At 58.8% G+C, this 25,690-nt stretch carries 21 protein-coding genes and 1 pseudogene; 16 read left to right on the top strand and 6 right to left on the bottom strand.

The window, feature by feature from the left end:
* Positions 1-168 precede the first annotated feature (168 nt).
* Complete coding sequence (locus F2S13_RS10040; RefSeq protein WP_166360323.1) at positions 169-1,932, bottom strand: winged helix-turn-helix domain-containing protein; 1,764 nt, start codon at positions 1,930-1,932, stop codon at positions 169-171.
* Positions 1,933-2,139: 207 nt separating this feature from the next.
* On the opposite strand from F2S13_RS10040, the gene F2S13_RS10035 reads away from it, so the two are divergent.
* The 6 genes from F2S13_RS10035 (at position 2,140) to F2S13_RS10010 (ending at position 7,703) form a co-directional block, all read left to right on the top strand.
* The gene (locus tag F2S13_RS10035; RefSeq protein WP_166360322.1) at positions 2,140-3,189 is read left to right on the top strand and encodes an NAD(P)-dependent alcohol dehydrogenase; all 1,050 of its coding nucleotides are present in this window, start codon (positions 2,140-2,142) and stop codon (positions 3,187-3,189) included.
* Positions 3,189-3,632: a DUF6841 family protein gene (locus tag F2S13_RS10030; protein WP_166360321.1), complete on the top strand. Its 444-nt coding sequence runs from the start codon at positions 3,189-3,191 to the stop codon at positions 3,630-3,632. Before F2S13_RS10035 ends, F2S13_RS10030 begins: the two co-directional genes overlap by 1 nt.
* Before the next feature lie 97 nt (positions 3,633-3,729).
* Positions 3,730-5,103 (top strand): Dyp-type peroxidase, encoded by a 1,374-nt coding sequence (locus tag F2S13_RS10025; RefSeq protein ID WP_218583879.1) that lies wholly within the window; start codon positions 3,730-3,732, stop codon positions 5,101-5,103.
* 35 nt (positions 5,104-5,138) lie between these two features.
* Entirely contained in the window at positions 5,139-5,621 is a 483-nt protein-coding gene (locus F2S13_RS10020; RefSeq protein WP_166360320.1) for a hypothetical protein, read from the top strand.
* 20 nt (positions 5,622-5,641) lie between these two features.
* The gene (locus tag F2S13_RS10015; RefSeq protein WP_166360319.1) at positions 5,642-6,652 is read left to right on the top strand and encodes a catalase family peroxidase; all 1,011 of its coding nucleotides are present in this window, start codon (positions 5,642-5,644) and stop codon (positions 6,650-6,652) included.
* 220 nt (positions 6,653-6,872) lie between these two features.
* Positions 6,873-7,703: an alpha/beta fold hydrolase gene (locus F2S13_RS10010; RefSeq protein ID WP_178119000.1), complete on the top strand. Its 831-nt coding sequence runs from the start codon at positions 6,873-6,875 to the stop codon at positions 7,701-7,703.
* A gap of 156 nt (positions 7,704-7,859) precedes the next feature.
* On the opposite strand, the gene F2S13_RS10005 is transcribed toward F2S13_RS10010, so the two are convergent.
* Positions 7,860-9,092, bottom strand: a complete 1,233-nt coding sequence (locus F2S13_RS10005) for an NADH:flavin oxidoreductase/NADH oxidase family protein (protein ID WP_166360317.1) — start codon at positions 9,090-9,092, stop codon at positions 7,860-7,862.
* 2,233 nt (positions 9,093-11,325) lie between these two features.
* On the opposite strand from F2S13_RS10005, the pseudogene F2S13_RS10000 reads away from it, so the two are divergent.
* Positions 11,326-11,827: pseudogene (locus F2S13_RS10000) on the top strand (hypothetical protein); the annotation flags it as partial.
* Positions 11,828-11,889: 62 nt separating this feature from the next.
* Here F2S13_RS10000 and F2S13_RS09995 read toward each other — a convergent pair.
* Positions 11,890-12,339 (bottom strand): MerR family transcriptional regulator, encoded by a 450-nt coding sequence (locus F2S13_RS09995; protein ID WP_166360316.1) that lies wholly within the window; start codon positions 12,337-12,339, stop codon positions 11,890-11,892.
* Between the two features lie 127 nt (positions 12,340-12,466).
* Here F2S13_RS09995 and F2S13_RS09990 point away from each other — a divergent pair, with 127 nt between their 5' ends.
* Entirely contained in the window at positions 12,467-13,297 is an 831-nt protein-coding gene (locus F2S13_RS09990; RefSeq protein WP_166360315.1) for an alpha/beta fold hydrolase, read from the top strand.
* A gap of 5 nt (positions 13,298-13,302) precedes the next feature.
* On the opposite strand, the gene F2S13_RS09985 is transcribed toward F2S13_RS09990, so the two are convergent.
* From F2S13_RS09985 to F2S13_RS09975, 3 genes are all read right to left on the bottom strand, one after another.
* A complete protein-coding gene (locus tag F2S13_RS09985) occupies positions 13,303-15,732 on the bottom strand; it encodes a spermine/spermidine synthase domain-containing protein (RefSeq protein ID WP_166360314.1) in 2,430 nt (809 codons plus the stop codon).
* Positions 15,733-15,734: 2 nt separating this feature from the next.
* Positions 15,735-16,478 carry a protein-L-isoaspartate(D-aspartate) O-methyltransferase gene (locus tag F2S13_RS09980; RefSeq protein WP_343047389.1) on the bottom strand — a complete coding sequence of 248 codons (744 nt, stop codon included), beginning with the start codon at positions 16,476-16,478 and terminating at the stop codon, positions 15,735-15,737.
* Between the two features lie 259 nt (positions 16,479-16,737).
* A complete protein-coding gene (locus F2S13_RS09975; protein ID WP_166360313.1) occupies positions 16,738-17,982 on the bottom strand; it encodes a Bcr/CflA family multidrug efflux MFS transporter in 1,245 nt (414 codons plus the stop codon).
* A gap of 299 nt (positions 17,983-18,281) precedes the next feature.
* Here F2S13_RS09975 and F2S13_RS09970 point away from each other — a divergent pair, with 299 nt between their 5' ends.
* From F2S13_RS09970 to F2S13_RS09935, 8 genes are all read left to right on the top strand, one after another.
* A complete protein-coding gene (locus tag F2S13_RS09970) occupies positions 18,282-19,271 on the top strand; it encodes an aldo/keto reductase (RefSeq protein WP_166360312.1) in 990 nt (329 codons plus the stop codon).
* A 12-nt stretch (positions 19,272-19,283) separates the two neighbouring features.
* On the top strand, positions 19,284-19,874 hold the full coding sequence (locus tag F2S13_RS09965; RefSeq protein WP_166360311.1) for a flavodoxin: 591 nt from the start codon (positions 19,284-19,286) through the stop codon (positions 19,872-19,874).
* Positions 19,875-19,899: 25 nt separating this feature from the next.
* Positions 19,900-20,892: an aldo/keto reductase gene (locus F2S13_RS09960; protein ID WP_166360310.1), complete on the top strand. Its 993-nt coding sequence runs from the start codon at positions 19,900-19,902 to the stop codon at positions 20,890-20,892.
* Between the two features lie 71 nt (positions 20,893-20,963).
* Complete coding sequence (locus F2S13_RS09955; RefSeq protein ID WP_166360309.1) at positions 20,964-21,449, top strand: (R)-mandelonitrile lyase; 486 nt, start codon at positions 20,964-20,966, stop codon at positions 21,447-21,449.
* Between the two features lie 233 nt (positions 21,450-21,682).
* Complete coding sequence (locus F2S13_RS09950) at positions 21,683-22,468, top strand: carboxymuconolactone decarboxylase family protein (protein WP_166360308.1); 786 nt, start codon at positions 21,683-21,685, stop codon at positions 22,466-22,468.
* Positions 22,469-22,607: 139 nt separating this feature from the next.
* The gene (locus tag F2S13_RS09945; RefSeq protein WP_178119001.1) at positions 22,608-23,552 is read left to right on the top strand and encodes an alpha/beta hydrolase; all 945 of its coding nucleotides are present in this window, start codon (positions 22,608-22,610) and stop codon (positions 23,550-23,552) included.
* A 57-nt stretch (positions 23,553-23,609) separates the two neighbouring features.
* Positions 23,610-24,665, top strand: a complete 1,056-nt coding sequence (locus F2S13_RS09940; protein ID WP_166360306.1) for a CocE/NonD family hydrolase — start codon at positions 23,610-23,612, stop codon at positions 24,663-24,665.
* 80 nt (positions 24,666-24,745) lie between these two features.
* Positions 24,746-25,639, top strand: a complete 894-nt coding sequence (locus tag F2S13_RS09935) for a LysR family transcriptional regulator (protein WP_166360305.1) — start codon at positions 24,746-24,748, stop codon at positions 25,637-25,639.
* Positions 25,640-25,690: the final 51 nt, after the last annotated feature.

Raw genomic sequence — 25,690 nt, 5'->3', positions numbered from 1 at the left:
GATAGGACGATCGAGTATCGATCGGTATGATTCAGCGCCTCCCCACTATTGTCTCCAAAGGAACCCGCAATGGCTTGCCCGCGATCCAGGCGACGCGAATTACCTGACACACCACGGGGATTTCGGGACAATACGCCCAACACATTTCATCGAGGTGAAAGACCAACGCTATGCCGGTAGTGGATCGCGCAACCATTCACTGCGCCCCATCTGTACGACGAGCTCGCGAAATCGTGCATAACCGTACAACCGGGTGGACCAATGTGAGTATCTCGAAAAGAAATTTTGGCAATTGGGGTCACGGATTTCGTAGGCTTCGAAGGCATGGCGAATCGCCTCGTCTTCCCTCCCCGCCGCGGAGGCTACAACAGTGAGTAACGCTGGCGGGACATATTGACGACGGCCCCGAGCCTGCAATTCGCAGTAAACCGCGTCGGCCTCACTGGCTTTGCCCCAATCCGCAAGCGTCAGTGCAAGCGCTGCCATGGACCAGGGGTGCCTGCCTGACATTGCCAGTGCCAACTCTCCTATCGCAACAGATTCCTCGAACCGACCGCTCAACCACACAGCGACCTGCAGGACCCAGTGGGCCAGGAAGCTCTCGCCAGAGAGCTCGACGGCGCGTCGGCCAAACACTACGCCCTCTGCAGTTTTCCCAGCTAACACACAAGTCAGCGCATATACAGCGTGTGCGTAGTCTGAGAGAGGGTCCGATGCCAGCGCCAACTTCGCTTGCTCCATTCCCTCCATCAGACGCCCTTCGGAGAGCTGCAAAAACAATGCGTACCAGCCGAGCGCCTGGATATATTTCGGATTGAGTTGTATCGCGCGAAGGAACTCGAGCTCGGCCTCGACCCTGTTCCAGGTACCCAGAGTCGCGGCCATGGCCAGGGCGCCATGGCCTTCGGCGAGCGAAGAATCCAGTGCCACGGCCCGTCGAGCGGCGTCCATGGCCTTGGGCATGGAGTCCTTGGGAGCCACCAGCCCATACCAACAAAGTGTCGTGTAGCAGTCGGCGAGACCGGCCCACGCCAGTGCGTAACTCGGATCGAGATCCACCGCCTGCTGGCAACAGGCGAGAGCACGCGAAAGGGTGGGCCCCCTTTTATAGAGCTGAGCGCGACCCTTCAGGTAGGATTGATAGGCCTCGAGATTGGGCGTTCCTGTTTTGATCAGGGGCCTTGCACTCCAGGGGAACGTGATCTTCAACCGCTGCGCGATCCCTCGCGCGATCTCCTCCTGAATTGCAAACACATCCTTCATCTCACGGTCAAAGTGCTCGGACCACAAATGGTATCCGTCCGCAGCGTTCACCAGCTGTACCGTGATGCGCAGTTGATTGTCAGCTCTACGCACACTGCCCTCGAGAACAGTGCGAACGTTCAGTTCTTTTCCGACAATACGCAAGTCGACGTGTTTACCCTTGAAGGAGAAGGCAGAACTTCGCGCGACGACTTGCAGGTCCGGAATCTGTGCCAGCGCGTCGATGATCTCCTCAGTGATTCCGTCGGCAAAGAATTCGTTCTCTTGATCGCCGCTGATGTTGATAAACGGCAGCACTACGATGGAGTCGCTTACTGCGGTCTCGACGACAGGTGTCGAGGCAATGGGGACGACTACCGGTGCGATCAACCGATAGCCTCGTTTCGAGATGGTCTCGATGATGCTGGGCTGGCGGGCATCGTCGTTGAAGGCGCGGCGTAACTCGGCGATGCAGCGCTTCAACACGTCCTCGGTTACGACGGTGTTTGGCCATATGGCCTGGAACAATTGCTCTTTGGAGACCGTTTCGCCAGGGTGCCCGGCCAAGCACAGCAACACACCCATAACCTTGGGCTCGAGACGAACCGTCTTGCCCTCGGCAGACATGTTGTTGAGGCTCGGATAGACGAGCCAGTTACCCACTCTGACGGCTATCTGCACGAGATTCACCCGAAAGCCTGGTATCTGCTGGCCAGTATACGTCCGATGAGTACCGTCCTCACCAAAACTCCACGTCGATATCACCGCCCCCTCACGACTTTCCCGTAGCCCACGCGCTAAAACGTTGTCACTGGTTCAACTGCAGGACGCGCGACATGGACAGACGGCGAGCCACTTGTCTTGCGAGTAGGTGCATTTTCACTGAGGACTCAATACATGATTGCGTATCGCCTGATGCGGGCCCAGGAACATCCGCAGTTCCAAGAGGTGGCGAGACCCTCGCCGGGCCCCGGCCAACTGCTCATCAAAGTGGGTGGCTGTGGGCTCTGTCACACCGACCTGGGCCTGATGAAACGCACTACGGCCGAATGGTTGGATATGCCACCTCCGCTGACGCTGGGTCATGAGATTGCTGGCTGGGTTGCGCAGATCGGCTCGGGCGTTGTCGGATTCAAGAGCGGTGAGCCGGTCGCGGTAGTGCCTGTATGGGGAAGCTGCGGGCACTGTCCTGCGTGCAGGCGCGGTGAAGAGAATTTCTGCTACTACATTTCGCGGCTGATCGGCGCCGGCGTGGGGTTCGATGGTGGGCTGGCTGAGTATGTCCTGGTCGAGGCGCGGTTCGTGGTTCCCATGGGTGATTTCGACCCCGTTCTCGCCGCTCCCCTGACGGATGCCGGCCTGACTACCTATACCGCGATCAAGCCTGCCCTGCCATCGCTCGTGCCCGGCTCCACCGCGGTGGTGATCGGCGTCGGCGGTCTTGGGCTGCTGGCTGTTCAATTTCTACGGACTCTCTGCGGTGCGCGAGTCATCGCGGTGGACAATGACCAGGCGCATCTGGCACTTGCCAAGGAGCACGGAGCAGACAATGCGCTTTGCAGTGACGCAAGCACCGCGGAACAGATTCGGGACATCACTGCCGGCGCCGGAGCGAATTTCATACTCGATTGTGTGGGTGCCGAAAGTACGCTCAAGACCGCCGTCGCTGCACTGGCGAGACTGGGTCGGCTGACTCTCGTCGGCGCGGCACTCAAGACCGTACCGTTCGGACTGCACGAAGTACCGTGGGGCGCTCAACTCACCACCAGCCTCAATGGGGGCACACTGAATCTGCGCGAGATCATTGATCTCGCCCGACTCGGAAGAATTGAGACGATCGTTGATCGTTATCCGCTGTGCCATGTGGCAGACGCTTACCGCGACCTGGCGGACGGGAAACTTCTTGGCAGAGCGGTCTGCATTCCACACTGGACGGAGCGAGCCTAATGAAGCCTCAGCACGCTATTTGGGTTGCGGGCGAAGCCGAGATCATCTCCAGGCTTCGTGGTTTCTTTCAGCGCTACGGTGCCACCTTCGTGGAACTTGCAGTTGGCAAGCGTTCGGACATGGACGCATTGCTCGAATTCTATGGCGCGCCGCTCAGATTCGTCGGCTCGACATTCCACATGGTCATGAAGGATGACGCCGCAATCATCGGCGCAGATGGCATGGGTGGCGAGATCGATCGGCTACGTTGCGCGGGCTTCGCGGGATCCACGCTCGACAAATGTCAGATCAGCCTGCTCAACCCCCAGGCGGCACTGGTCGATGCGTTGTGGTTGCGCCGAGATGGCACGGGAGCAGTGATGTCACGGTTTGGGGTGATCTACCTCGTGACGCTGACAACAGGCGGATGGCGCATCACGTCCGCAGTCAATACATCGGAATGAATGCGGCAACCCACCTTAATCCACTCTGGAGATTCACCATGTCAGATTTCCTGGTGACCATCAAGGTCGACTGGCCGATGACCATGAGCCTGTCGAAATGAACACGCAAGTTGAAGCTACCATGGCGAAAAGCGATGCCATCGCGCTCGAAGTGAGCGACATACAGGCAACAGTCCTGCGCCCGCGCCCCTCTCCATACAAGGGAGAGTACGTGATACTGCGCATCGACGATGCCGCGCAGGGCCGTGAGATGCTCCGCCGCATCATCCCCCATGTGGCGCCGGCGAACGACTGGTGGACTCCCATGCTCCCCGCGTGGGTAGGCATCGCCTTCACCTTTCAAGGTATCAAGGCGCTGGGAGTGCCCCAGGCGTCACTGGACAGTTTCCCTGTGGAATTCCGCGAAGGGATGGCGGCGCGCGCAGCAGTTCTGAATGACGTCGGGGGCAACGCGCCGGCCAACTGGGAATATCCGTTCGGCACGGCGGACATGCATGTTGCGCTGGCGATCTATTCAAAAGACAACGAAAGTCTCGAGACGGTGCTGGAGCTGGCGAGGCAGAGCCATCATGACCTGCCTGCAGTAAAAGTGGTCTATCGCTTGAAGTTCAGTGAACTTCCTGACGGGCGCAATCCGTTTGGGTTCAAGGACGGACTCCACAACCCTCACGTCGAAGGCAGTGGCGCCCGCGCACACCCAGGCTATGGACCTTCGCTCAAGGCCGGCGAGATCATCCTGGGTTATCCAGACGAAGTGGGTGAGACAGCGACGGGTCCAGAGCCCGAGGTGTTGCGACGAAACGGTACGTTTCTGGCCTTTCGCAAGTTTCACACCAGGGTGGCCGAGTTTCGAAAGTACCTGGCAGAGCACGCCGCATCGGCCGAAGAACAGGAGTTGATCGCCGCAAAGATGGTCGGCAGATGGCGCAGCGGTGCGCCGCTGGCTCTCGCTCCCGAACGAGATGATGCCACGCTGGGCGCAGATGCCCAGCGCAATGACTGCTTCAGCTACGAAGATGACATGCAGGGCTTGAAGTGCCCCTTCAGTGCGCACGTCCGGCGTGTGAATCCCCGCGACGCGCTGAAGAACGAACTCGTCGCCACGAATCTCCACCACTTCCTGCGTCGAGGCACGAATTACGGCCCTGCGCTGCCGGAAGGAGTGCTCGAAGATGACGGTGCGGAACGCGGCGGCGTTTTCCTGCTGATCGGTGCGCACCTGAAGCGGCAATTCGAGTTCGTGCAATCGCAATGGATGACCGACGGCAACTTCATCGCTCACGCAAATGAGCAGGACCCGATCGTGGGCAATAGCGCAGGTGAAGGGATTTTCACCATTCCAAGGCGCCCCATCCGTCGCCGCCTTCACGGGCTGCCTCAGTTCGTTGCCGTCCGCGGTGGCGAATACTGTTTCATGCCCGGCCTGCGTGCATTGAAGTGGATGGCCGCACTGGACGACGAGAACCAATAGTTAGACCAGAAACAGTAAACCCATAGGAGACTGCGATGACCAACACGACGACCGTAACCGAAGCTCGGCCCGGCACGAAGGCAGGACAATCGAACGAGTTCACACTGATCTGCAAGCTCAAGCCAGGAGGTGCGGAACGAATGCGCAAGCTCCTCGCCGATGGATTCACAGGCGAGCGCCAAAAGAATACGGATCGCATCGGTACAGTACACGACCTGCGGTTCGTCATTTTTGACAACGACACCCGGGTCGTATTCGCCTCCACCTTTGACGGAACCTGGGATTCCTACATGGGCGACTTCGGCACTCTCATTCCCGAGGAGATCGACCTGCTCTTTAAAGAATTTGTCGGCTATCCCGGCATCCACAGTCCGAGCATCAATGACTGGGTTGTAAGCCAGCAAGTCACGGCAGTCGGATTCTACAGCGCGTATCCGGCGGCGCCCGTCCGGGAAGTGTGGAAGGCATTGAGGACGCAGAAGGCGCTCGATGTCCTGCTGGACTCCGTCGCTAGTTGAAACCGTCCTAAGGAGCGAACATGAACAACTACATCAATCACGGACAGTACCACTTGTCCGCGAAGTTAGTGGAGATGATCCACCAGAATTTTCAGGGGTTTCATCCCGGTTATCGGGATGTGCATGCCTCGGGCCGCTATTACGCAGGTGTATTCACGGCCACCCCCGAAGCGGGGAAAATCAGTAGAGCCGTGCACCTGCAGGGTGACTCCGTCCCGGTGACCGTGCGCTACTCGAACAGCCGCTCGGGGAATCCCTGGGGGCCGGCTACGACGGCCTCTATGGCGGTACGGTTTTATCTTCCCGATGGCACCCTGACAGATTTGGTCTCCCTGCCGATCCCGCTGTTTTTTGCGCGAACGCCCGAAGAAACCCTGGAGTTTCTCGAGGCCGTTCGACCTGATCCCGAAACCGGCCAGCCGGATCCCAACCGGATCGGGCCGTTCCTCACCGCCCGTCCTTGGGTCGCGCACGCGGTCCAGCTCGCCAAAGACCTGCCGACATCCGTCAGTTTCGCCCAGACAGCGTTTCACATGCTCCATGCCTTCCGCTTTGTGAACGCTGCGGATGAGTCGCAATACGCGCGCTATCACTGGGAGCCCGAGGCTGGCGTTGTCGGCCAGACGTTGGACGAACTGCAAAAGCAAGCGCCGTCCTATCTCTTCGAGGAACTCGAAGCGCGGCTGCGCAAGGCGCCGGTGATTTTCAATCTTGTCTTGCAACTTGCGGGCGTAGGTGACCCAAAGGACGACCCGAATGCACCGTGGCCCGAGGATCGCCCGCGCGTACGCATTGGGCAGCTCAAGATCGTTCGAACGACCACCGTCGAAGAGATCGGCGATCCGGTGATGATGCACGATCCCACGCGGTTAACCGATGGTATCGAGCCGTCGGACGACCCCGTCCTTGCTGCGCGTCGCGGTGTGTACGAGGTCTCGGTTGCTTACCGCACGGGTGGCTGGAAGGGTCGGCTGGCTGCTCTGGAACGCGCAGGTTGTCCGTTCAGCAAGAATGACGCCGGAACCTCATGAGCTTCGAGATTCCGTCCCTCGATCTGCATCAGGATCAAAGAGACCGCCAATGAAAGATTCCATTCGAGAAGTAGACCTCCAGCGTCGGGCCATATTGACGAGTTCAGCTGTAGTGGCGACAGGATTGTTGATACCGCTTCCCAGCTTTTTCGAGTTGACGCAGGCCGCTGACAAGCAATCCACAACCCCACCCAAACCAGGTCACGAAGGACTAATCGCCATGAACTCGATTACTACCAAAGACGGCACCGAGATTTTCTACAAAGACTGGGGTCCGAAGGACGCAACGCCTATCGTGTTTCACCACGGCTGGCCATTGAGCGCCGACGATTGGGACAATCAAATGATGTTCTTCCTGCTCAAGGGTTATCGAGTAATCGCACACGACCGCCGAGGGCACGGGCGCTCGACCCAGACCTGGGTAGGTAACGAAATGGACACCTATACCGCCGACGTCATTGAACTGACCGATGCGCTGGATCTCAAGGGTGCAATTCATGTGGGCCACTCCACCGGTGGTGGCGAGGTAGCGCGCTACACGGCTCGGGCCAAACCCGGACGAGTAGCTAAAGCCGTGCTGATCAGCGCTGTCCCGCCGATCATGGTCAAATCGGAGAAGAACCCCGGCGGTCTGCCTCTGGAGGTGTTCGATGGGTTCCGTGCTGCGCTGGTCGCAAGCCGTGCCCAGTTTTACGTCGACGTACCGGCGGGACCTTTCTATGGCTTCAATCGCCCCGGCGCCAAAGTCTCCCAAGGCGTCATCGACAACTGGTGGCGCCAAGGCATGATGGGCGGTGCCAAAGCGCATTACGACTGCATCAAGGCGTTTTCCGAGACCGACTTCACTGAAGATCTGAAAGCCATCCAGGTGCCCACACTGGTCATGCATGGAGAGGACGACCAGATCGTGCCGTTTGCCGACTCTGCTCCGCTGTCCGCCAAGCTGTTGAAGCATGCAACGCTCAAGACATATCCGGGCTTTCCGCACGGCATGCCTACCACCAATGCAGATCAAATCAATGCTGACTTGCTAACCTTCATTCGCGGCTGAGTACAGAAGTCATACAATGGCATGGACGCCGTCTGGAAGGTAGCAAAGCGACAATTGTGTCCATTAAAAAGTAAATACCGGTAGTGGAAGTGTCCGGCACGCTTTGTCGTGCCGGACATAAGCCCTTGAATCCATGAGTTTGAAATGGGTACCCGATCACATCGAACGCTTTTCTATCCACCGCCGATATTGACGGGTGCGAAATGCATCGGCGAGCTGTTGCAGGATCAGCGCGCGTAACGGTGACACGCTCGGATCGGGCTTTCTATCCCGACTGAGTTTGCTCAGCTGAAACTTGACGACCGCCATGTTGGCCAGGGAAGCGATGGTTTTGTTTCTCCAAGTGATCGGCGGCAATTGAGGAGCATTTTCTTTACCCAGCAGCCAATCACGAGGCAGGTGAGGATCAATGGCCAACGCCGTGCCGATACCCACCATGTCCACGCCACTCTGGACGACCATTTCGGCAATGGGACGTCGGCGTACTCCGCCCGTGACCATCACGGGCATCCTGGCGACGGTCTGGATGTCACGGGCAAACTCGACGAAATAGGCCTCGCGAGCCAGGGTACGACCATCGCGTGCCTCGCCCTGCATGGCGGGTGCTTCGTAGCTGCCACCGGATAATTCCACCAGATCCACACCCACATCGTTGAGCAGTTCAACCACCTGCCTGGCGTCATCGGCGGTGAATCCACCCCGTTGGAAATCGGCGGAGTTGAGTTTGACTGCCACCGCAAAATCCGGGGAAACCACAGCCCTTACAGCCTTGACGATTTCGAGCAACAGGCGCGCCCGGTTTTCCAGGGAGCCGCCCCACTCGTCCGTCCGCTGATTGGTCAGCGGCGACAGGAACTGACTCAACAAGTAGCCATGGGCAGCGTGGATTTCCACGCCGGTGAAACCGGCCTGTTCGCCGAGGCGCGCGGTACGGGCAAAGCGCTGAATAACCTCTTCTATAACGCTTGGAGTCATCGCGTGGGGCATAGCGAAAAGCTTGGACATTTTGCCCAGGTTCAGCGGTATGGCTGACGGTGCCCAGGTCTTCTGCCCAAGGTTTGCCTGCATCTGACGGCCGGGGTGATTGATCTGCAGCCAGAACTGCGCGCCGCCGGATCGACCGATCCGCGCCCAGCGCTTGAACTTGTCCAGTTGCTGGTCATCCTGCAGCACCACACCGCCCGGCCCGGTCATGGCACGGCCGTCGACCATCACGTTGCCCGTGATAATCAGGCCGGCGCCACCGTCGGCCCAGGCTTGATACAGGCGCATCAGTTCCTCGGAGGGCGCCTGGTCGGCGTCCGCCATGTTCTCTTCCATGGCGGCTTTGGCGATACGGTTTTTGATGGTCGAACCGTTGGGGAGCATCAGGGTGTCGAACACATTCATGGGCAGTCCTCGTTTGACGTGGGACCACCTTAAGCTTGAAGTCAACTTTAAGGTCAATAGCTTTTTTTTCAACTTGATCCAACAACACTTATTCGAGGCTCAAGTCGCTGATAGCTATCGTCAACCTCGGGAAACGCTTTGTCGGCATGCTCCCCCGACTGCTCGCGTACCGCTAGCGAGGTGCTCAGCGTCGAAACCAACGCCGACGCTGGTACCGGCACCGGCACCGGCACCAACCGCATTCGCCTAAGCAATAACAGGCTAAAATAACCTAAAAAATAATAAACCACCAAGTAAAAGCACATCGAGAGATTGCTCGATCTCGATCTGTAATTTCAGTCTGGTCGTAAAATTTCCCCGCAGCCCTCCAACTTAGGCAAGCCTGAAAATGAACGTCTTTGTCACCATGCCATCTGGGTCCGGTATACCCACAGTCATAGGCTTTATTTCTATAAAATTGTCTTACTGCTCTATCCGCATAGTCGCGACAGATATAGTAAACTTGTGTCGTGGGTGTTCGTAATACGACAGTGGGGGAAGCCCTTTCAGATACACATCCTTCTGAGCCAGAACCTCTGCGCGCCCTCATCCAGATCCGATATTCGAACCCAGGCTTCAAGCCGTAAAACGAATGCTCACTCCGCCCCGCTAAACCTCCACCAATATCTTGCCCTATTGAAAGGCCAAATTCACGTATGGAAATATCGTAGTTTACGCCAGCTATGGGGTTCCATCGTATCTTGATGACCTTATCGCTTAGAGGAATGGCACTATTAATATACGGGGTTGGAGGCCTGGTTCCTCTATCACAGGATGCATGGGGTGCACTGACCCACGGTACAAATGAAAGTAACAATGTGGCCATGACCCACAGCGTGGACCTTCTTGGAGTTCGCATTTCACCTAGGGTTGAGCTGCACATAAAACAACCTATTTTCCCTGCCTTCTCCAACACCCAAAATTTCCACCTTGGAAGTTAGATGCCGCGAAGAAACGGCAAAACAAATAAATGTGCCAATTTTCATTATAATTAACTGAATTCTCAATGACAAACAGGCTGAATTTGGCGTGCCAAGTGGGCATGGCTGCCTCTCATTTATAAATCTTGGTCTATTGCTGTTCAAGTGTCAGTACTTCGGATGTGAATCACCGTTTGGCCCGAGTCGCTTAAAATATTATTGCCGCCCTGATTTCTAAATGTGCGAACTTGAATCCCAAAACTATAATACCAATCTTTTATGTAGTTCTTTTGTATTTTGATAACATGTGGGATTCCATCTATTAAAAGTCGCCTACCTCCCTCTCGAAATATGCTTAGTTCAAGGTAGTAACATCCTGATAGTTCCTTGTCTGCTGGATCCCAGCGTGCTTCATCCAGAGTTTCGACAATCACATCGACTGACCCGCTGAATATGCCGCAAGCCCTGAAATTATCTCGAGTAAGTCCATTTACTGGTTCGCCTGTATCTGAGCGTGAGACCGAAACAAATAGGCGGATTACGCTAGGGAAGTCTCCTTCCGTAAGCCCGCCTGATGAAGGCGATACGTGGTTGGATTCGGCGGAAACTGCTTGAACTATTAATTGCGGCATGATGCACCTCGGCGAGAAGGCGGTTTTGCGCTATTCAGATTTTCAGTATTAAATTATTAGCTGACTGGGATTGTGGTGGCTTTTGCATAGTTTTATAAGATTAATTTAGGCTCCAATACTTTGGTAGTCACGTTTCATGATTGGCAGTATTTCCAATTGCTATATACGATTTGTGAAAGCTGATTACAGACAATTAAAATTTCAATCCTTTGAATTGATTCGGATTACAAGTGGTGTTTCTTCATGAATTACTGGCGCAGTGAGTAGTAAATTGAGAGAGCAGCGAACTGTACCACCGATAGGAAATGCCTTGCGTTCGCCAGCCATGGGGCTGGTGGTTCAGGATGAACGGAGACCGTGATGCAAAAAATAACATTCGTCGCAGCAGCCATCAGCGTATCCACCGACTGCTTCCCCATGCCTGCCGTAGAGTAAACCTGCAAAGAGATCCAGTCAGCGTTTCAGCAAGAACCGGACTTCCCCGCGCCGATCAGATCCGAGTACGAAGAACGCTAGCCCTACTATGTAGGCAAGCGGATCGGTCTCGACCTAGGCTGCGAGAAAAGCGGCCTCGATGCTGTGATTTTCTGGATAGGCAAGGACCTGGAGCCATTGAACTTCATCGGAGCAGCATAGGGTGCGGGGGTTGATTTGAGCTGGTTCAAAGGGCTGGAGAAGACTCGGGTCGACATTGGCTTTGAGTCGTACTCGCCAAACTTCTACTATCAGAACAGCCGCGTAACCGCTGTCTACACGGCAGATCTGGACAGGCTCCGGGCGCTGATGCCGGCCGAGGTACTGGCCACCGTCCAACCCCTGCAGATCTGGCCAGGTCGAGGCTTGATCGCGTTTACCGCGTACACCTACGAGCACTGCGATAACGACGCCTATAACGAAGTCGCCGTGTCGATCATCACCAACACGCCTGGCAAAGCCAATCTCGGTCCCTTCACGCTGGTTGGCCAGTCGATGTCTGGAGACTTCTTGCGCGGACTCGGCAACCCTCACGCTTGGCGACGGCAGCCTGTCGAACTACATCCGCTCCTTGAAGCTTGGGAAAATGATGAAGTACGAATATGTGCCAGCGTTCCAGAGTGCGCTCTACGCGCCGAAACCACTCGAAACCCTGGTTGACGCGCGCTGATTCAACGCTCAGGCCGAAGCTTTTCAGGCCTGTCAGGCCTCATCAGCCTGACAGGTCGCATTCTACTTGGAAGGCGCCACATCACGGGTGCCTGCAGCTGCCGCCACACCCTCTTCGCGCAGACGATGCAATAACAACTGCGTGTTGTCCACACAGCCCATGCCCTCGGGCTTACTCTCGATTCCCTCGATGACCAGCAGTAGTTGAGCTTTATTCTGGGCTAGCCGTTGCTGCAGGATTTCGATTTCCGTAACCTTGCGCTTGAGCCCACCAAGCAGCTCTTCTTGCTGCCATCCGTCCGCATTCATCGGCAGTAATTTGCGGATTTCCTCCAATGAAAAACCCGCCGCCTGAGCGCCCGTGATGATCTCCAGAACCCACTCCGTGTCAGGTGCATAGTCCCGATACCCGTTGGCTTTGCGCGCGACAGATTTGATCAGGCCGCTCGCTTCGTAGAAGCGGATGCGTGAAGGCGCCAATCCGCTGATTTTCGCCAGTTCGCCTATTCTCATATTCCACCCGAAAAGCCATTGACCTTAAAGTTGACTTTAACCCTAAAGTCATTTGGCAGCAAAGCGGCGCGGTCGCGATCAGAACGCGCTTCGGTCATGGCCTCCATTCCACACAGGAGACGCGAACATGGGCTACGTCACTACGCAGGACGGTGTCGAGATCTTTTACAAGGACTGGGGTCCGCGCGATGCCCAGGTGATCTTTTTTCATCACGGATGGCCGCTCAGCGCGGACGACTGGGATGCACAAATGCTCTTTTTCCTGGCCAACGGCTACCGGGCCATTGCGCACGACCGGCGCGGCCACGGGCGATCCAGTCAGGTCTGGGACGGGCATGACATGGATCACTATGCCGATGACGTCGCGGCCGTGGTCGACCATCTTGGCGTGCAGGGCGCAGTCCATGTGGGGCACTCCACCGGTGGTGGTGAAGTCATCCATTACATTGCTCGCCACGGCGAAAACCGAGTGTCGAAGGCGGCCATCATCAGTGCCGTGCCACCGCTCATGGTCAAGACCCCGAGCAATCCGAACGGCTTGCCGAAGTCGGTTTTCGATGATTTGCAGGCACAGCTCAAAGCCAACCGTGCGCAGTTCTACCACGACGTCCCAGCCGGCCCTTTCTACGGTTACAACCGCCCTGGTGCGAAACCGTCCGAGGGCATTGTCCGCAACTGGTGGCGGCAAGGCATGATGGGCTGTGCAAAGGCACATTATGATGGGATCGTGGCCTTTTCTCAGACCGACTTCACCGAAGATCTGAAAGGCATCACGATCCCCGTGCTGGTGATGCATGGAGATGATGACCAGATAGTGCCTTATGAGAACTCTGGCCCCTTGTCAGCCAAACTATTGCAAAACAGCACGCTGAAAACCTACTCGGGCTTCCCACACGGAATGCCTACAACGAACGCCGATACCATCAACGCCGATTTGCTCGCTTTCGTGAGAAGTTAGACAAATCAGGGAAAGGCGACCGCCGCCGCGAGATACAGCAGCAACGCCAGCAGCAACACCACGGTGAAGCCCAGGTGGATCGCCAGCAGGGTCGCCAGCACGGCCGCCACCACCGAGACGCTGGCGTTGACGCTCCAGGCGATCGGCACCAGTGCTTCGGCTCGCGCGCAGACGCGCCCGAGTCCGAGCGGAAACGGCATGCCCATGGCGAACGCCAGGGGCGCTACCAGCGCGGCGCAGATGCCGAACCTGGTGAGGGTCCGCATCGGCGCCAGCAGCTGGAACAACGGGGGCAGGACGATCAGGTAGAGCAGAGCGATCGCGCAGATCGCCAGGACCGGCCGCACCAGCGGATGACGGGGCCCCACACCCGTTCCAATGTCCCCCCGCCGCCGGCCGGAGTAACGGCTGCCGAGGCCAGCGAAAATCAGGAACGCGCTGAGCGTTACCGCCACCGAATACAACGGGTGGCTGAGGAACAGGGTGAACTTCTGGATGAACGCAATTTCCACGAACATGAAGGCGAAGCCGATGGCGGCGAAGTAGGCCACCACCCGAAGTTCGAACCTGGCCAAAGCCGCATCGGGAGAGCGCCGCTGGCGCCGCCGCGCCATCCATAGCGGCGCCAGGATCAGCAGCACAGCGGCCACGCCGGACTGCAGCAGCGTGGCGATCAGCACCGGATAGCCCCACTCCAGCATTGACAGGCCGCCCTGCCCCTTCAGCGCCAGCAGTTCCGGCAGCGAGCGCCACTTGAAGAAGTGGAAGAAATACGGCCGGTCATCCGTGGTCGGACGCACGTCGAACTTGTAGCGCGCCAGGAACTCCCCGCGCTCGCCGGACAGCAGGGCCTGCGCCGCGTCGAAGAACCAGGGCCGGTCCAGCAGGTTGTAACGGTTCGCCTCGGCCACGGTCATTCCGGGGTAGTAGGCCAGATCGAAGGAGCGCGCCCGGCAGAACGCCTTCAGCCCGTCGATGCCGGCGCCGTCGAAATCCCTGTTGCTGACCAGCAGCGTCGCGGTCTTCCAGCCGCGGATCATGACGATGCGCCGCGCCGCGCTGGCCTGCCCGTCGCGCTCGATGGCCGCGGCCGCGGTGGCCAGCAGCCTGGGAACATCGCGCGGCGGCAGGGTGACCCAGCGGGTGATGGCCAGCAGGCCGCCGGGCGCGAGATGGCGCAGGTACTCGGCGAAGGCATCCACCGTGTACAGGTAGTTCTCGGACAGCGCATGCAGGCCGCCCGAGGCGGTGCCGAAGGAGTCCAGCAGGGCGATCTGGATCAGGTCGTAGGGCTCGCTGCGCGAAGCCACCAGGCCGCGCGCCTCGCCGATCAGCACACGGACGTTGGGCGCGCTGTACGGCTTGCCGGAAAAGTCGGCGAAGCGGTGCTGGACCAGATCGATCACCTGCGGGTTCAGTTCGATGGCATCCACCGCGCTGGCGCCGTGGTAGATCGCCTGCAGCACATCGGCGCCGGCGCCGCTGCCCAGCACCAGCACGCGGGGTTTTTTCAGCAGGTGATAAGGCAGAGCCGAGGTCAGGTAGTCCAGGTAGGCGAGCGGCTCGCGGCGCCCGTCATAGCGGTTCAGCACGGAAAGGCCGTCGCCGTCGGTGAAGATGGCCAGTTGCGCGGGCGGTTCCTGCGTCGCGTTGAGGCTCAGGCCCGGCGCGTAGCGCAGGGGAATGGTCGGGCTATCGACAACCGTGAGCAGGCCCAGCGGACTCCAGGTCTGGGCGATTGCGCGCGCATCCTTGATATGCAGCGTCTGGCTCAGTTCCTTGTACTCGGAGGGCGACAGGGCGATCCAGCGCCCGGGCACGCCGGCCGGTACCGCGACCGCCGCCAGTAGCAACGGCACGAGCCAGTGCCTGTGCCCCGTGCAAGCCATGCCGGCCAGCGCCCCGGCGGCGATGCCGGTGCCGCCCAGCAGCCGCAGTGCATCGACGGGCGTCAGGGCGAACAGCGCGGCGACGATCGCCAGGCTGCCCACGCCGGCGCCGAGAATGTCGAAGGCGTAGATCCGGTGAATCTGTTCCTGAAAGCAGGTGAAGGTCAGACAGATGCACACCGCCGCGCAAAAGAACGGCACGAACAGCAGCAGGTAGATCAGCAGCAGGCGCGCCGACTGCCGCGCGTCCCAGAAGATCTCGAGGGGATTGAACGGAACCTGCTGGGCCAGGCTGAAGCAGGCGATGGCGCTCAGCCCGAACAGCACCGCGCCGCCGATGAACACGCCGTGGAAGCGCGGCGCCAGCACAGGCCGCGCCAGCGCCACGGCGGTACCGGCAGCACCGTAGCCGAGCAGCGCGACGCTGATCATCATGTAGGCCAAATGGTGCCACTGGATGATCGAAAGCAGTCGCAGCAGCAGCACCTCATAGCCAAGCGCGGAAGCAGACAGCAGCGCCAGAGCGAACAACGGCGGTGAATGCATGCTCAACCGCCTCCGATCAACGGCACGAAGCGCACAGGCAGTACCTGCCGGGTGGACACACTGCCATCGCCGGCCTTCTCGATCAGCAGCAGGTACTGGGTCATGAACGGCGCGCCGACCGGGATGACCATCCGCCCGCCGGCCTTGAGCTGGGCGATCAGTGGCGGCGGCACATGGCTGGCGGCGGCGGTGACGAGGATGGCGTCGTAAGGCCCGTACTCGGGCCAGCCGTGGTAGCCATCGCCCAGCCGGGCCTGCACCTTCGCATATCCCAGCCGACCCAGGCGCTCCCCCGCCTGCACTGCCAGCGGTTCGATGATCTCCATCGTGTAGACCGCCTGCGCCAGCTCGGCGAGGATCGCCGCCTGGTAGCCCGAGCCGGTGCCGATCTCGAGTACCACGTCGCCGGGCCCGACCTGCGCCAGGTCGGTCATCAGGGCGACGATGTAGGGCTGGGAGATGGTCTGGCCGTAGCCGATCGGCAGCGGCCGGTTGTCGTAGGCGTAGGGCACCTCGTCGGGCGGGACGAATCTGTGACGTGGCACCCTGGCCATCGCAGCCATCACCGGCGCGGCAAACTCGGCCCTGCCGGTTTCGTCGTGGGTGTCGGACGACATGTCGGCGATCTCCCGCACCATGGCGTCGCGCAACAGCGCGAACGGGTCGTCGGCATGCAGGCCGGCGGATGCCAGCGCCAGGACGATGGCAGGCGCCAGGATGCACGTCAGGAGCATCACCGGCTTCACAATGACTCCTCCGCCTGAGGAATAGTCGAATCGTATGGCCGGCGGGCTGGTTCGGCAAGCCGGGGGCAACCGATGGTCGGCAAATGATGACGTCACAGGCGTGCGAAACGGTGCGCGCACCAGACGTATAACAGCGAAATTGAATGGAATTGACCCGTACGCGCAAAAGTGACGACAGGCAGAAAGCGGCCAGAACCGGAAGCTCAGCGTTGGTCGGCAGATCCTATCTGCATGTTCGGCTGCGCCTCCTATGCAGCACCTAACGAGAGCCGGCTTTGGCATTAGAGAGCAGCACTGTTGCCAGACTCCCTACGCCCGCCAATCCCATCACCAGAGCCATGCCCCTCGGTGTTCCATCCGATAGCCAACTGACCAGCGCAGCACTGAGAATGCCGCTGCCATAGTGCATCGCGCCAAGTAACGAAGACGCCGAGCCCGCGCGCTGCGGGAAGTGAGCCAGAGCCCCGGCCACGGAGTTGGCAACAATGAATCCGTTCATGGACATGTAGAAGAACACCGGCACGATCAGCCCCCAGATTCCGCCAAGGCCAAACCATGCGCACAGGCTGAGGATCAGACCAAAGAAGGCCAAAGCCCAGGTGCCGCGATGGAAAATTCGCTCGCTGCCAATGCGGTTCAATAATCGACTGTTGACGAAGTTGGCGATCATCATCCCGAGAATGTTGATCCCGAACAGCCAGCCGTAGGCCTGTGGTGAGACATGGTAGTAGTCGATGTAAGCAAAGGGCGTTCCGACGATGAACGCGTAGGCACCGGCGTAGAAGAAACCTCCCGACAGCGCATACCCGATCAACCGTGGATCACGCACCAGTTGCAGGTAGCCGATAAAAGTCTGCTTGAGTGGCTCGGACGTTCTCTGCTCGTGAGGCAGGCTTTCTGGCAATCGGCGGAATGAAAAGAGTGTTATCAATCCCACCAGGGCCAACGACCAGAAGATGCCTTGCCAAGACCATAAACGCAGCACCTGGCCGCCAATCAGCGGGCCTGCCAAGGGTGCCACTCCCATGATAAGAATCAGCGTCGAGAGCATCTTCGCCGACTGTTCCCGCCCGTAAAGGTCACGCACCATGGCGCGCGAAAGCACCGGGCCGACGCAAGCCCCCAACGCCTGAATCACCCGCCACAACATCATCTGACTGACATTGATGGAGAGCGCACAGCCGACTGAGCCAATGATGAACAGAATCATCCCGATGGCGATGGGTAACTTGCGTCCGTAACGGTCGCTGATCGGCCCCCAGATCAATTGCCCGGAGCTGAAGCCGATCAGGAAGGCGGAAAAAGTCAGTTCAACACTGGCCGTGTCGGTGTGGAGCGCCCGGGTAATGGTCGGCAGTGCTGGCAGGTACATGTCGGTGGAGATTGATGCGAACGACATCAGTGCGCTGAGATTAAGCAGCAATCGCAGATCGGTGGTTCTGCGCGACGTTTCAGTGCCGGCAGTGAGGGTAGCCGCCTTTGAGGGGCGTTGAAATGAAGACATGAGTGCAGTGCCTGATCGTGGCGGAGTCAGGCATCGTAGAGATTGCTGGCCTATCGATAAATCCCATATTTCCGCTAGAGGAAATGAGCTGCGCTCATGAATATCCTGGCCAGTCCATGACATTCGTCAGCCCTCTATTACCAGACTCATGAATAAGCCTCATCAACCCTTGCCGATTTAGCCGTCTAGTGCTCATCCGTTAGCTCGCTTACTGTTTTCCCAGCGGTACCGCACCCAGCCGATTTTACTGACGTGCGGTACAACGAGCTCAGTGCTGAAAACCAAATCGGGAGATCGAAATGCACAAGCGCAAACTCGGAAACAGCTCACTTGAAGTGTCTGCCCTAGGCTTGGGGTGCATGGGCTTGAGCCATGGCTACGGCCCGGCTACCGATACCCAACAAGCCGTCTCGTTGATCCGCTCGGCTGTTGACCGAGGCGTCACCTTCTTCGACACCGCCGAGGTTTACGGCCCCTACCTGAATGAACAAGTGGTAGGTGAGGCGCTGGCGCCGGTTCGCGACCAAGTGGTCATCGCTACCAAGTTTGGCTTTACCTTCGGCGCCGATAATAAACAGCAGATTCTCAACAGTCGCCCGGAGCACATCAGGGTCGCCGTCGAGGGCTCGTTGCGCAGGCTGAAGACAGACTTCATCGATTTGCTTTACCAGCATCGGGTTGATCCGGATGTGCCTATCGAGGATGTCGCTGGCGTGGTGAAGGAGCTCATCCGGGAAGGCAAGGTCAAGCACTTTGGCCTGTCGGAAGCAGGTGCTCTAACCATTCGACGGGCTCACGCCGTCCAGCCGGTGACGGCGCTGCAAAGCGAGTACTCGCTGTGGTGGCGAGAGCCTGAGCAGGAAATTCTTCCAACGCTCGAGGAGCTGGGTATCGGCTTCGTCCCTTTCAGTCCGCTGGGAAAGGGTTTTCTCACCGGTGCGGTGTCGGCAGATGCCTCCTTTGGCAGCGACGATTTCCGCAGCATCGTTCCCCGCTTCAGTCAGCAAGCACTGCAAGCCAATCAAGGGCTGGTGGCATTGATCCGCAAGATTGCGGCGCAAAAAGAAGCAACACCGGCGCAGATCGCGCTGGCCTGGTTGCTCGCACAAGCGCCGTGGATTGTGCCTATTCCCGGAACGACCAAGCTGCATCGCCTGGAAGAAAATCTTGGCGGTGCCAGCATTGCGCTCACCGAGGTCGAGCTCAAGGCTATCGATGCGGCCCTGGTGCAGATTCGCATTGAAGGCGAGCGTTACCCCGAGGCCCTCAAGGCTCGCGTCGGGCGTTAACGGAGCATTGCCATGAGCAACGATCACGACCCGCTTCGCCGCACGGTCATCGCCGCGCTCGCGAGCACCCCGCTTCTGTCGCTCGCCGACACGCAAACCAGCAGCGAATCCCCTCGTTCCGGGTCGCGCACTCTGGTGGCGTACTTCTCGCGTTCCGGTAATACGCGCGTCGTCGCCGGACTCATCCAGCGAGGACTTCGTGCAGACCTCTTCGAGATCCGACCGACCAAGCCCTATCCCGAGGATTACCTGGAAACCGTGGAGCAAGCGCGCCAGGAACGCGACAGTGGCTTCAAGCCAGCCCTCGAAAGCAAGGTTCGCGCAATAGCCGACTACGACGTTGTATTGCTCGGCTTTCCGATCTGGGGTGAAACCGCCCCGCCGGTCGTGCGTTCGTTCCTGACGGCTCACAATCTGACCGGGAAAACCATCATCCCCTTCAACACCCATGGCGGCTACGGGTTAGGCAATAGCCGCAGCGTTCTCGAAAACCATGCGCCGAAGTCTAGGGTGATGGAGGGCTTTGTGATGGAGGGTGAGCAGGAACGCAAGACCATGGAACGCGTAACCGCCTGGCTGAGCAACAGCCCACTCGCACGCTAATCGATTTCTGAATGGGAGTAGACCGATGAAAACCCGCAAGCTGGGCAACAGCCTGGAAGTGTCCGCCCTGGGCCTTGGATGCATGAGCATGACGTCGGCCTACGGGCCGGCTGCGGACAAGCAAAGCATGATCAAGCTGATTCACTCCGCGCATGATCAAGGCATCACCTTGTTTGATACTGCTGAGGCGTACGGCCCGTTCAGCAACGAAGATCTGTTGGGTGAGGCCCTGCAACCGATCCGCGAGCAGGTCATCATAGCCACCAAGTTCGGCTTTGATATTGACCTGATCACCGGCGATCGCGGCGGCGGAACCAACAGCCGACCAGAACATATCCGGGCGGTGGCAGAGGCTTCGTTGAAGCGTTTGCGAACCGACTGTATCGATCTGTTTTACCAGCATCGTGTTGATCCGCAGGTGCCTATCGAAGACGTCGCCGGCACCGTCAAGGATCTGATCGCCGAGGGCAAGGTGAAGCACTTCGGGCTGTCCGAGGCTGGCGTGCAAACCATTCGCCGGGCCCATGCCGTTCAACCGGTGACGGCAGTACAGAGCGAGTATTCGCTGTTCTGGCGTGGCCCGGAGATCGAACTCCTGGCCGTGCTGGAGGAACTGGGTATCGGCTTCGTACCGTTCAGCCCACTCGGCGCCGGTTTCCTCACCGGCAAAATTGATGAGCATACCCAGTTCGACGCCGGCGACTTCCGCAACTTCGTCCCCCGCTTCTCTCCTGAGGCGCGCAAGGCCAACCTGGCGCTGGTTGAAGTGGTCAAAGCCGTCGCCGACCGCAAGGACGCCACGCCTGCGCAAGTGGCGTTGGCCTGGTTACTGGCACAAAAACCATGGATTGTGCCGATCCCCGGCACGACCAAACAACATCGACTGGAAGAGAACCTGGGCGCTGTCGAGCTGGCGCTGACCGGCGAGGATCTGCGTCTGATCAACGAGCAGATGTCGCAAATCCAGGTGCAGGGCGAACGCCTGCCCGAGCCCGCATTGAAGATGACCGGACTCTGATTTGTTCTTACTGCTGTTCTGCGCGCGGAGCAGCTTCACGGTCACCTGACCAATTGACAGGAGTTCGTTCGATGAACCGTCTGATTAGCCCGCTGGTTGCCTTATCGCTCTTGACTGCGCAAGCCCAGGCCTCCAGCGAAATCCGCATCACCCATAACGGGTCTCAGCCTTCAATCAAAGGCGCAGCAGAAAACTTCACCGGGACGGTACGGGTCGATGGCCTGTTCAAGGGTGATCTCCCAGCGCGCATCAGCGGTGGCACAGTAACCTTCGAGCCCGGCGCACGCACGGCCTGGCATACCCATCCACTGGGGCAAACGCTGATCGTCACCGCCGGCGTCGGCTACGTGCAGCAAGAGGGCGGGCCACGTCAGGAAATCCGTCCGGGCGACATCGTCTGGATTCCGCCGCAAACCCGTCACTGGCATGGCGCTACGGCCACCAACGGCATGACCCACATCGCGATTGCTGAAGCCGAGGATGGCAAGACAGTCACCTGGGCGGAAAAAGTCTCGCAGGCGCAATACGCCGGTGAAGCTCCCGCACAAGGCCTGTAAATGAAGTAACGGGATATGTCGAAGCCTCTCGCCCGACACACCTGTATTACGACACCACTAAGCCTGACGTGCCCGATTCTCCGGCTCGGCGTCGAGTTTTCGCCTGCAATTGATTCTTCGACTCATGAGTTCTGCTCAGGAGTGCTTGCGCAATATTGGGGTTAATCGACACAACCATCCTCCGTACGATCCAGCGACATCGCAGTGATGAGCAATGGATGGAGCCTTTCCCGATGACCACTGATACACCATTCGTACATCGCAAGACCAGCGCCCACCGCGCGCTGCTGGCTCTCTGCCTGGGTCTCAGCCTGATGTCGAGTTTTGCCAATCACAAAGCCGAGGCATCGCAACTCATGACCAACACCCAACCCAACGCAGAAACACTGTCGGCCCGGCAACGGGCCATTCCACTGATCGCCGCGTTTATGGCGACCAGTGACATACCCAAGCTCAACGCTGCCTTGAATCAAGGCCTGGACGCCGGCCTGACCGTCAGCGAGACCCGGGAAATCCTGGTGCAGCTCTACGCCTATGTCGGTTTCCCGCGCAGCCTCAATGCATTGAATGAACTGATGACGGTCGTGCAGACACGCAAACAACGTGGCATCGAGGATGCGCCGGGGCGTGAACCCGGTCGCGCCATTCCAACAGGCGAGGATCTGCTTGCGGCAGGAACGGCCAATCAAACCCGAATTTCCGGCGGCACCGTAAAAGGGCCGGTATTCGATTTCGCCCCGGTCATCAACCAGTTTCTGCAAACCCATCTGTTCGGCGACATCTTCGAGCGCGACAACCTCGACTGGCAAAGCCGCGAACTGGCAACCGTCGGGGCGCTGGCGGCTACGCCAGGTGTGGAATCGCAATTGCGCTCACACATGCGGGCGAGCCTGCGGGTGGGGCTCAGCGCGGCACAGTTGCACCAGGTCATTGAGGTGCTGGCGGTGGGCGGCGATGAACAGGCCGCCAAACGTGCAAACACGGCATTGACACTGGCACTCACTGCCTCGGGAGGTTGATATGACACTTGGAAAAAGTCTGCTGAGCATTGCTTTGCTGAGCGTGCTTGCCGCCTGTGCGAACCATTCCGGCAGCTCGAACAATGCCGCCGCTCCCTTGATGATTCAGAAGCAAGGCAGCTTCGCCGCCGGCGGGACGATGACCACCGCACCAGGCACGTTCAATCCGCGCAAGCCGATGACACCGGATGGCCAGACCTACCACGGTGACCATGCCTACACCTTCTACCAAATCCCGGTCGATGCGCGAAAACTGCCCATCGTCATGTGGCACGGTGCAGGTCAGTTCTCCAAGACCTGGGAAACCACCGCCGATGGCCGCGAAGGCTTCCAGAACATCTTCCTGCGCCGCCACTTCGGTGTTTACCTGATCGACCAGCCGCGTCGTGGCGATGCCGGGCGCAGCATGGTCGAGACGATGATCAAGCCTGTTCCAGACGAGCAACTTTGGTTCAATCAGTTCCGCATCGGCCTGTGGCCCAACTATTTCGAAGGTGTGCAGGTTGCTCAGGATGCGCAAACCCGCGACCAGTTCTTCCGTGCGATGACGCCGAACACCGGGCCGTTCGACATGGGGGTGGTTTCCGATGGCGTGTCGGCAGTCTTCGACAAAATCGGCCCTGGCATCCTGTTCACTCACTCGCAGGGTGGCGGGCCGGGTTGGTTGACGGCGATCAAGAACGACAAGGTTAAAGCCATTGTGGCTTTCGAACCTGGAAGCAGCTTCGTCTTCCCGCAGGGTGAAGTCCCCGCGCCAATTCCCAGCGCGTTCGACACGGTGCAGGGAACGGCGGTGCCAATGGATCAGTTCATGGCGCTCACGCGCCTTCCGATCCTGATCCTCTACGGCGACAACATACCGGAACAATCCGTCGACCTGCCCGCTCAGGACAGTTGGCGCGCTCGCCTCAAGATGGCCCGGCTATGGCGCGATGCCGTCAACCAGCGCGGCGGAGATGTGAGACTGATCCACTTGCCGGAGATCGGCATCAAGGGCAATACCCACTTCCCCATGTCGGACTTGAACAACGTGCAGATCGCGGATCTGGTGTCGGAGTTCCTCAAAGAAAAACATCTGGACTGACCAGAGCACACGCCAATTTTTTTGAACTGCCCCCTTTTGATTGCTCAGGAGCTTGAAGTGAAAAACACCATTCTGAAAGCCACACTCATGTCGGCGCTGGTCGGCCTCTCGGCTGGCGAAGCCGGGGCTGCGGACTACAAAAAGAACCCGTTTACGTTGGCTTACGACGGCGCCATTACCAAGAACGAGCCCGGCAAGGTCAACATCCACCCGGTCAGCTACAAGCTCAATGGCCTGGACATCGCCGCCAACGTCTACACCCCTGCCAACTACGATGCGAAGAAGCACTATCCGACTGTAGTGGTGGCGCACCCCAATGGTGGCGTGAAAGAACAAGTGGCCGGTTTGTATGCTCAACGACTGGCTGAACAAGGCTATATCACGATCACCGCCGATGCCGCCTATCAGGGTGCAAGTGGTGGACAGCCGCGCAGCATCGACAAGCCTGCGTACCGCATCGAAGATATCCACGGCATGGCCGACTTCATCACTCAATACGCCGGCGTCGATGGTAAACGTTTGGGCCTGCTCGGCATCTGCGGCGGCGGTGGCTACTCGTTGGCCGCCGCGCAAACCGACAAGCGATTCAAGTCGGTCGCGACGATCAGCATGTTTAACTCTGGGCGGGTTCGTCGCAATGGATACAACGACTCGCAACTGGATACCATCCAGCAACGTATGCAGCAGGCTTCCGCTGCCCGTGCTCAGGAAGCGGCCGGCGGCGAGGTGCTTTATTCGGGGGATGCCAACCTCACCGACGAACAGATCGCCAAACTGCCATTCGCCTTGTATCGCCAGGGTTACGAGTACTACTGGAAGACCCACGCACACCCTAACTCGACCTTCAAATACACCACGAGCAGCCTGCTAGATCTGATGCGCTTCGACGCCACCAACCAGATCGAACTGATCAATCAACCGTTGCTGATGATCGCGGGCAGCAAGGCTGACAGCCTGTACATGACCCAGGATGCGTTCCCCAAGGCTACCGGCACCAAAGACAAGGAGCTGTACATTATCGACGGCGCCACGCACATCGAAACCTACTGGGTTCCCAAGTATGTGGATGCTGCACTCGGTAAGTTGACGCCGTTCTACGCAAGAACCTTGTGATTGGCTCGTTGGGGTCGCGCATCCATGCGGAACCTGATTACATAGGATAATCCCGCGCTCTGCATGAGAGGCTCTCATCAATGTCCCGCGCCAATCTCAACGATCTGCAAGCCTTCGTGGTCATTACCCGCGAAGGCAGTTTCACTCGCGCTGCCGCGCAGTTGGGCGTCTCGCAGTCCGCGCTGAGCCACACCATGCGTGCTCTGGAGACACGGCTCGGCGTTCGACTGTTGACCCGAACCACCCGCAGCGTCTCCCCCACCGAGGCCGGTCAGCGGCTGTATCAGTCGATGGCGCCGCGCTTCGACGAAATTGAACTTGAACTCGCGGCGGTCAGCGAGTTTCGCGATACACCAGCTGGCAACGTGCGGATTCAAGCATCCGAACATGCGGCCAATAACATCCTTTGGCCCAAGCTGTTGAAGGTGCTTCCCAACTACCCGGATATCAAGGTCGAAATCACCGTCGACTACGCCCTCTCAGACATCGTCGCCCAGCGCTACGACGCCGGCGTGCGTCTGGGCGATCAGGTGGCCAAGGACATGATCGCCGTTCCGATCGGCCCGCCGTTGCGCATCGCAGTCGTGGGATCTCCTGAGTATTTCAAACAGCGGCCTTTTCCGAAGGAGCCGGGTGATTTGGCCGCACACAATTGCATCAATTTGCGCCTGCCCACCCATGGGAGCCTGATGCAATGGGATTTTGAAAAGGACGGTCACGAACTCAAAGCACGCGTCGAAGGGCAATGGACATTCAACAGCAGCGTGCCGATTCTGCGCGCTGCCGTTGCAGGATGCGGCTTGGGCTTCCTGCCGGAAGATATGGTTGCGAAGGAGCTTGCCGATGGAAGCCTTGTGCGAGTGTTGGAGGATTGGTGCCAACCCTTTGCCGGTTACCATCTTTACTACCCCAATCGCCGTGAGCATTCGTCAGCGTTTGGCGTCGTGGTTGATGCGTTGCTCTATAAGCGCTGAGTCATCGACCATCAGGCGTCTCAATTTTACAAACACCCCACAAACCAGCGT

Origin of the sequence: Pseudomonas akapageensis, assembly GCF_011355085.1 — a bacterium.
In the GTDB taxonomy this organism is placed as follows: domain Bacteria; phylum Pseudomonadota; class Gammaproteobacteria; order Pseudomonadales; family Pseudomonadaceae; genus Aquipseudomonas; species Aquipseudomonas akapageensis.
The sequence above is the reverse complement of the archived record's forward strand: the minus strand, read 5'-3'. Positions and strand labels throughout refer to the sequence as shown.

Bases quoted from the DNA above. Each gene is read 5' to 3' on its own strand.
- F2S13_RS09960 (WP_166360310.1), top strand. From the start codon at position 19,900: ATGAAAACCCGCAAGCTGGGCAACAGCCTGGAAGTGTCCGCCCTGGGC.
- F2S13_RS10010 (WP_178119000.1), top strand. From the start codon at position 6,873: ATGAACTCGATTACTACCAAAGACGGCACCGAGATTTTCTACAAAGAC.
- F2S13_RS09985 (WP_166360314.1), bottom strand. From the start codon at position 15,732: ATGCATTCACCGCCGTTGTTCGCTCTGGCGCTGCTGTCTGCTTCCGCG.
- F2S13_RS09975 (WP_166360313.1), bottom strand. From the start codon at position 17,982: ATGTCTTCATTTCAACGCCCCTCAAAGGCGGCTACCCTCACTGCCGGC.
- F2S13_RS09950 (WP_166360308.1), top strand. From the start codon at position 21,683: ATGACCACTGATACACCATTCGTACATCGCAAGACCAGCGCCCACCGC.
- F2S13_RS09965 (WP_166360311.1), top strand. From the start codon at position 19,284: ATGAGCAACGATCACGACCCGCTTCGCCGCACGGTCATCGCCGCGCTC.
- F2S13_RS09970 (WP_166360312.1), top strand. From the start codon at position 18,282: ATGCACAAGCGCAAACTCGGAAACAGCTCACTTGAAGTGTCTGCCCTA.
- F2S13_RS09990 (WP_166360315.1), top strand. From the start codon at position 12,467: ATGGGCTACGTCACTACGCAGGACGGTGTCGAGATCTTTTACAAGGAC.
- F2S13_RS10020 (WP_166360320.1), top strand. From the start codon at position 5,139: ATGACCAACACGACGACCGTAACCGAAGCTCGGCCCGGCACGAAGGCA.
- F2S13_RS09995 (WP_166360316.1), bottom strand. From the start codon at position 12,339: ATGAGAATAGGCGAACTGGCGAAAATCAGCGGATTGGCGCCTTCACGC.
- F2S13_RS09945 (WP_178119001.1), top strand. From the start codon at position 22,608: ATGACCACCGCACCAGGCACGTTCAATCCGCGCAAGCCGATGACACCG.
- F2S13_RS10035 (WP_166360322.1), top strand. From the start codon at position 2,140: ATGATTGCGTATCGCCTGATGCGGGCCCAGGAACATCCGCAGTTCCAA.
- F2S13_RS09935 (WP_166360305.1), top strand. From the start codon at position 24,746: ATGTCCCGCGCCAATCTCAACGATCTGCAAGCCTTCGTGGTCATTACC.
- F2S13_RS10005 (WP_166360317.1), bottom strand. From the start codon at position 9,092: ATGAATGTGTTCGACACCCTGATGCTCCCCAACGGTTCGACCATCAAA.
- F2S13_RS10015 (WP_166360319.1), top strand. From the start codon at position 5,642: ATGAACAACTACATCAATCACGGACAGTACCACTTGTCCGCGAAGTTA.
- F2S13_RS10025 (WP_218583879.1), top strand. From the start codon at position 3,730: ATGAACACGCAAGTTGAAGCTACCATGGCGAAAAGCGATGCCATCGCG.
- F2S13_RS09955 (WP_166360309.1), top strand. From the start codon at position 20,964: ATGAACCGTCTGATTAGCCCGCTGGTTGCCTTATCGCTCTTGACTGCG.
- F2S13_RS10030 (WP_166360321.1), top strand. From the start codon at position 3,189: ATGAAGCCTCAGCACGCTATTTGGGTTGCGGGCGAAGCCGAGATCATC.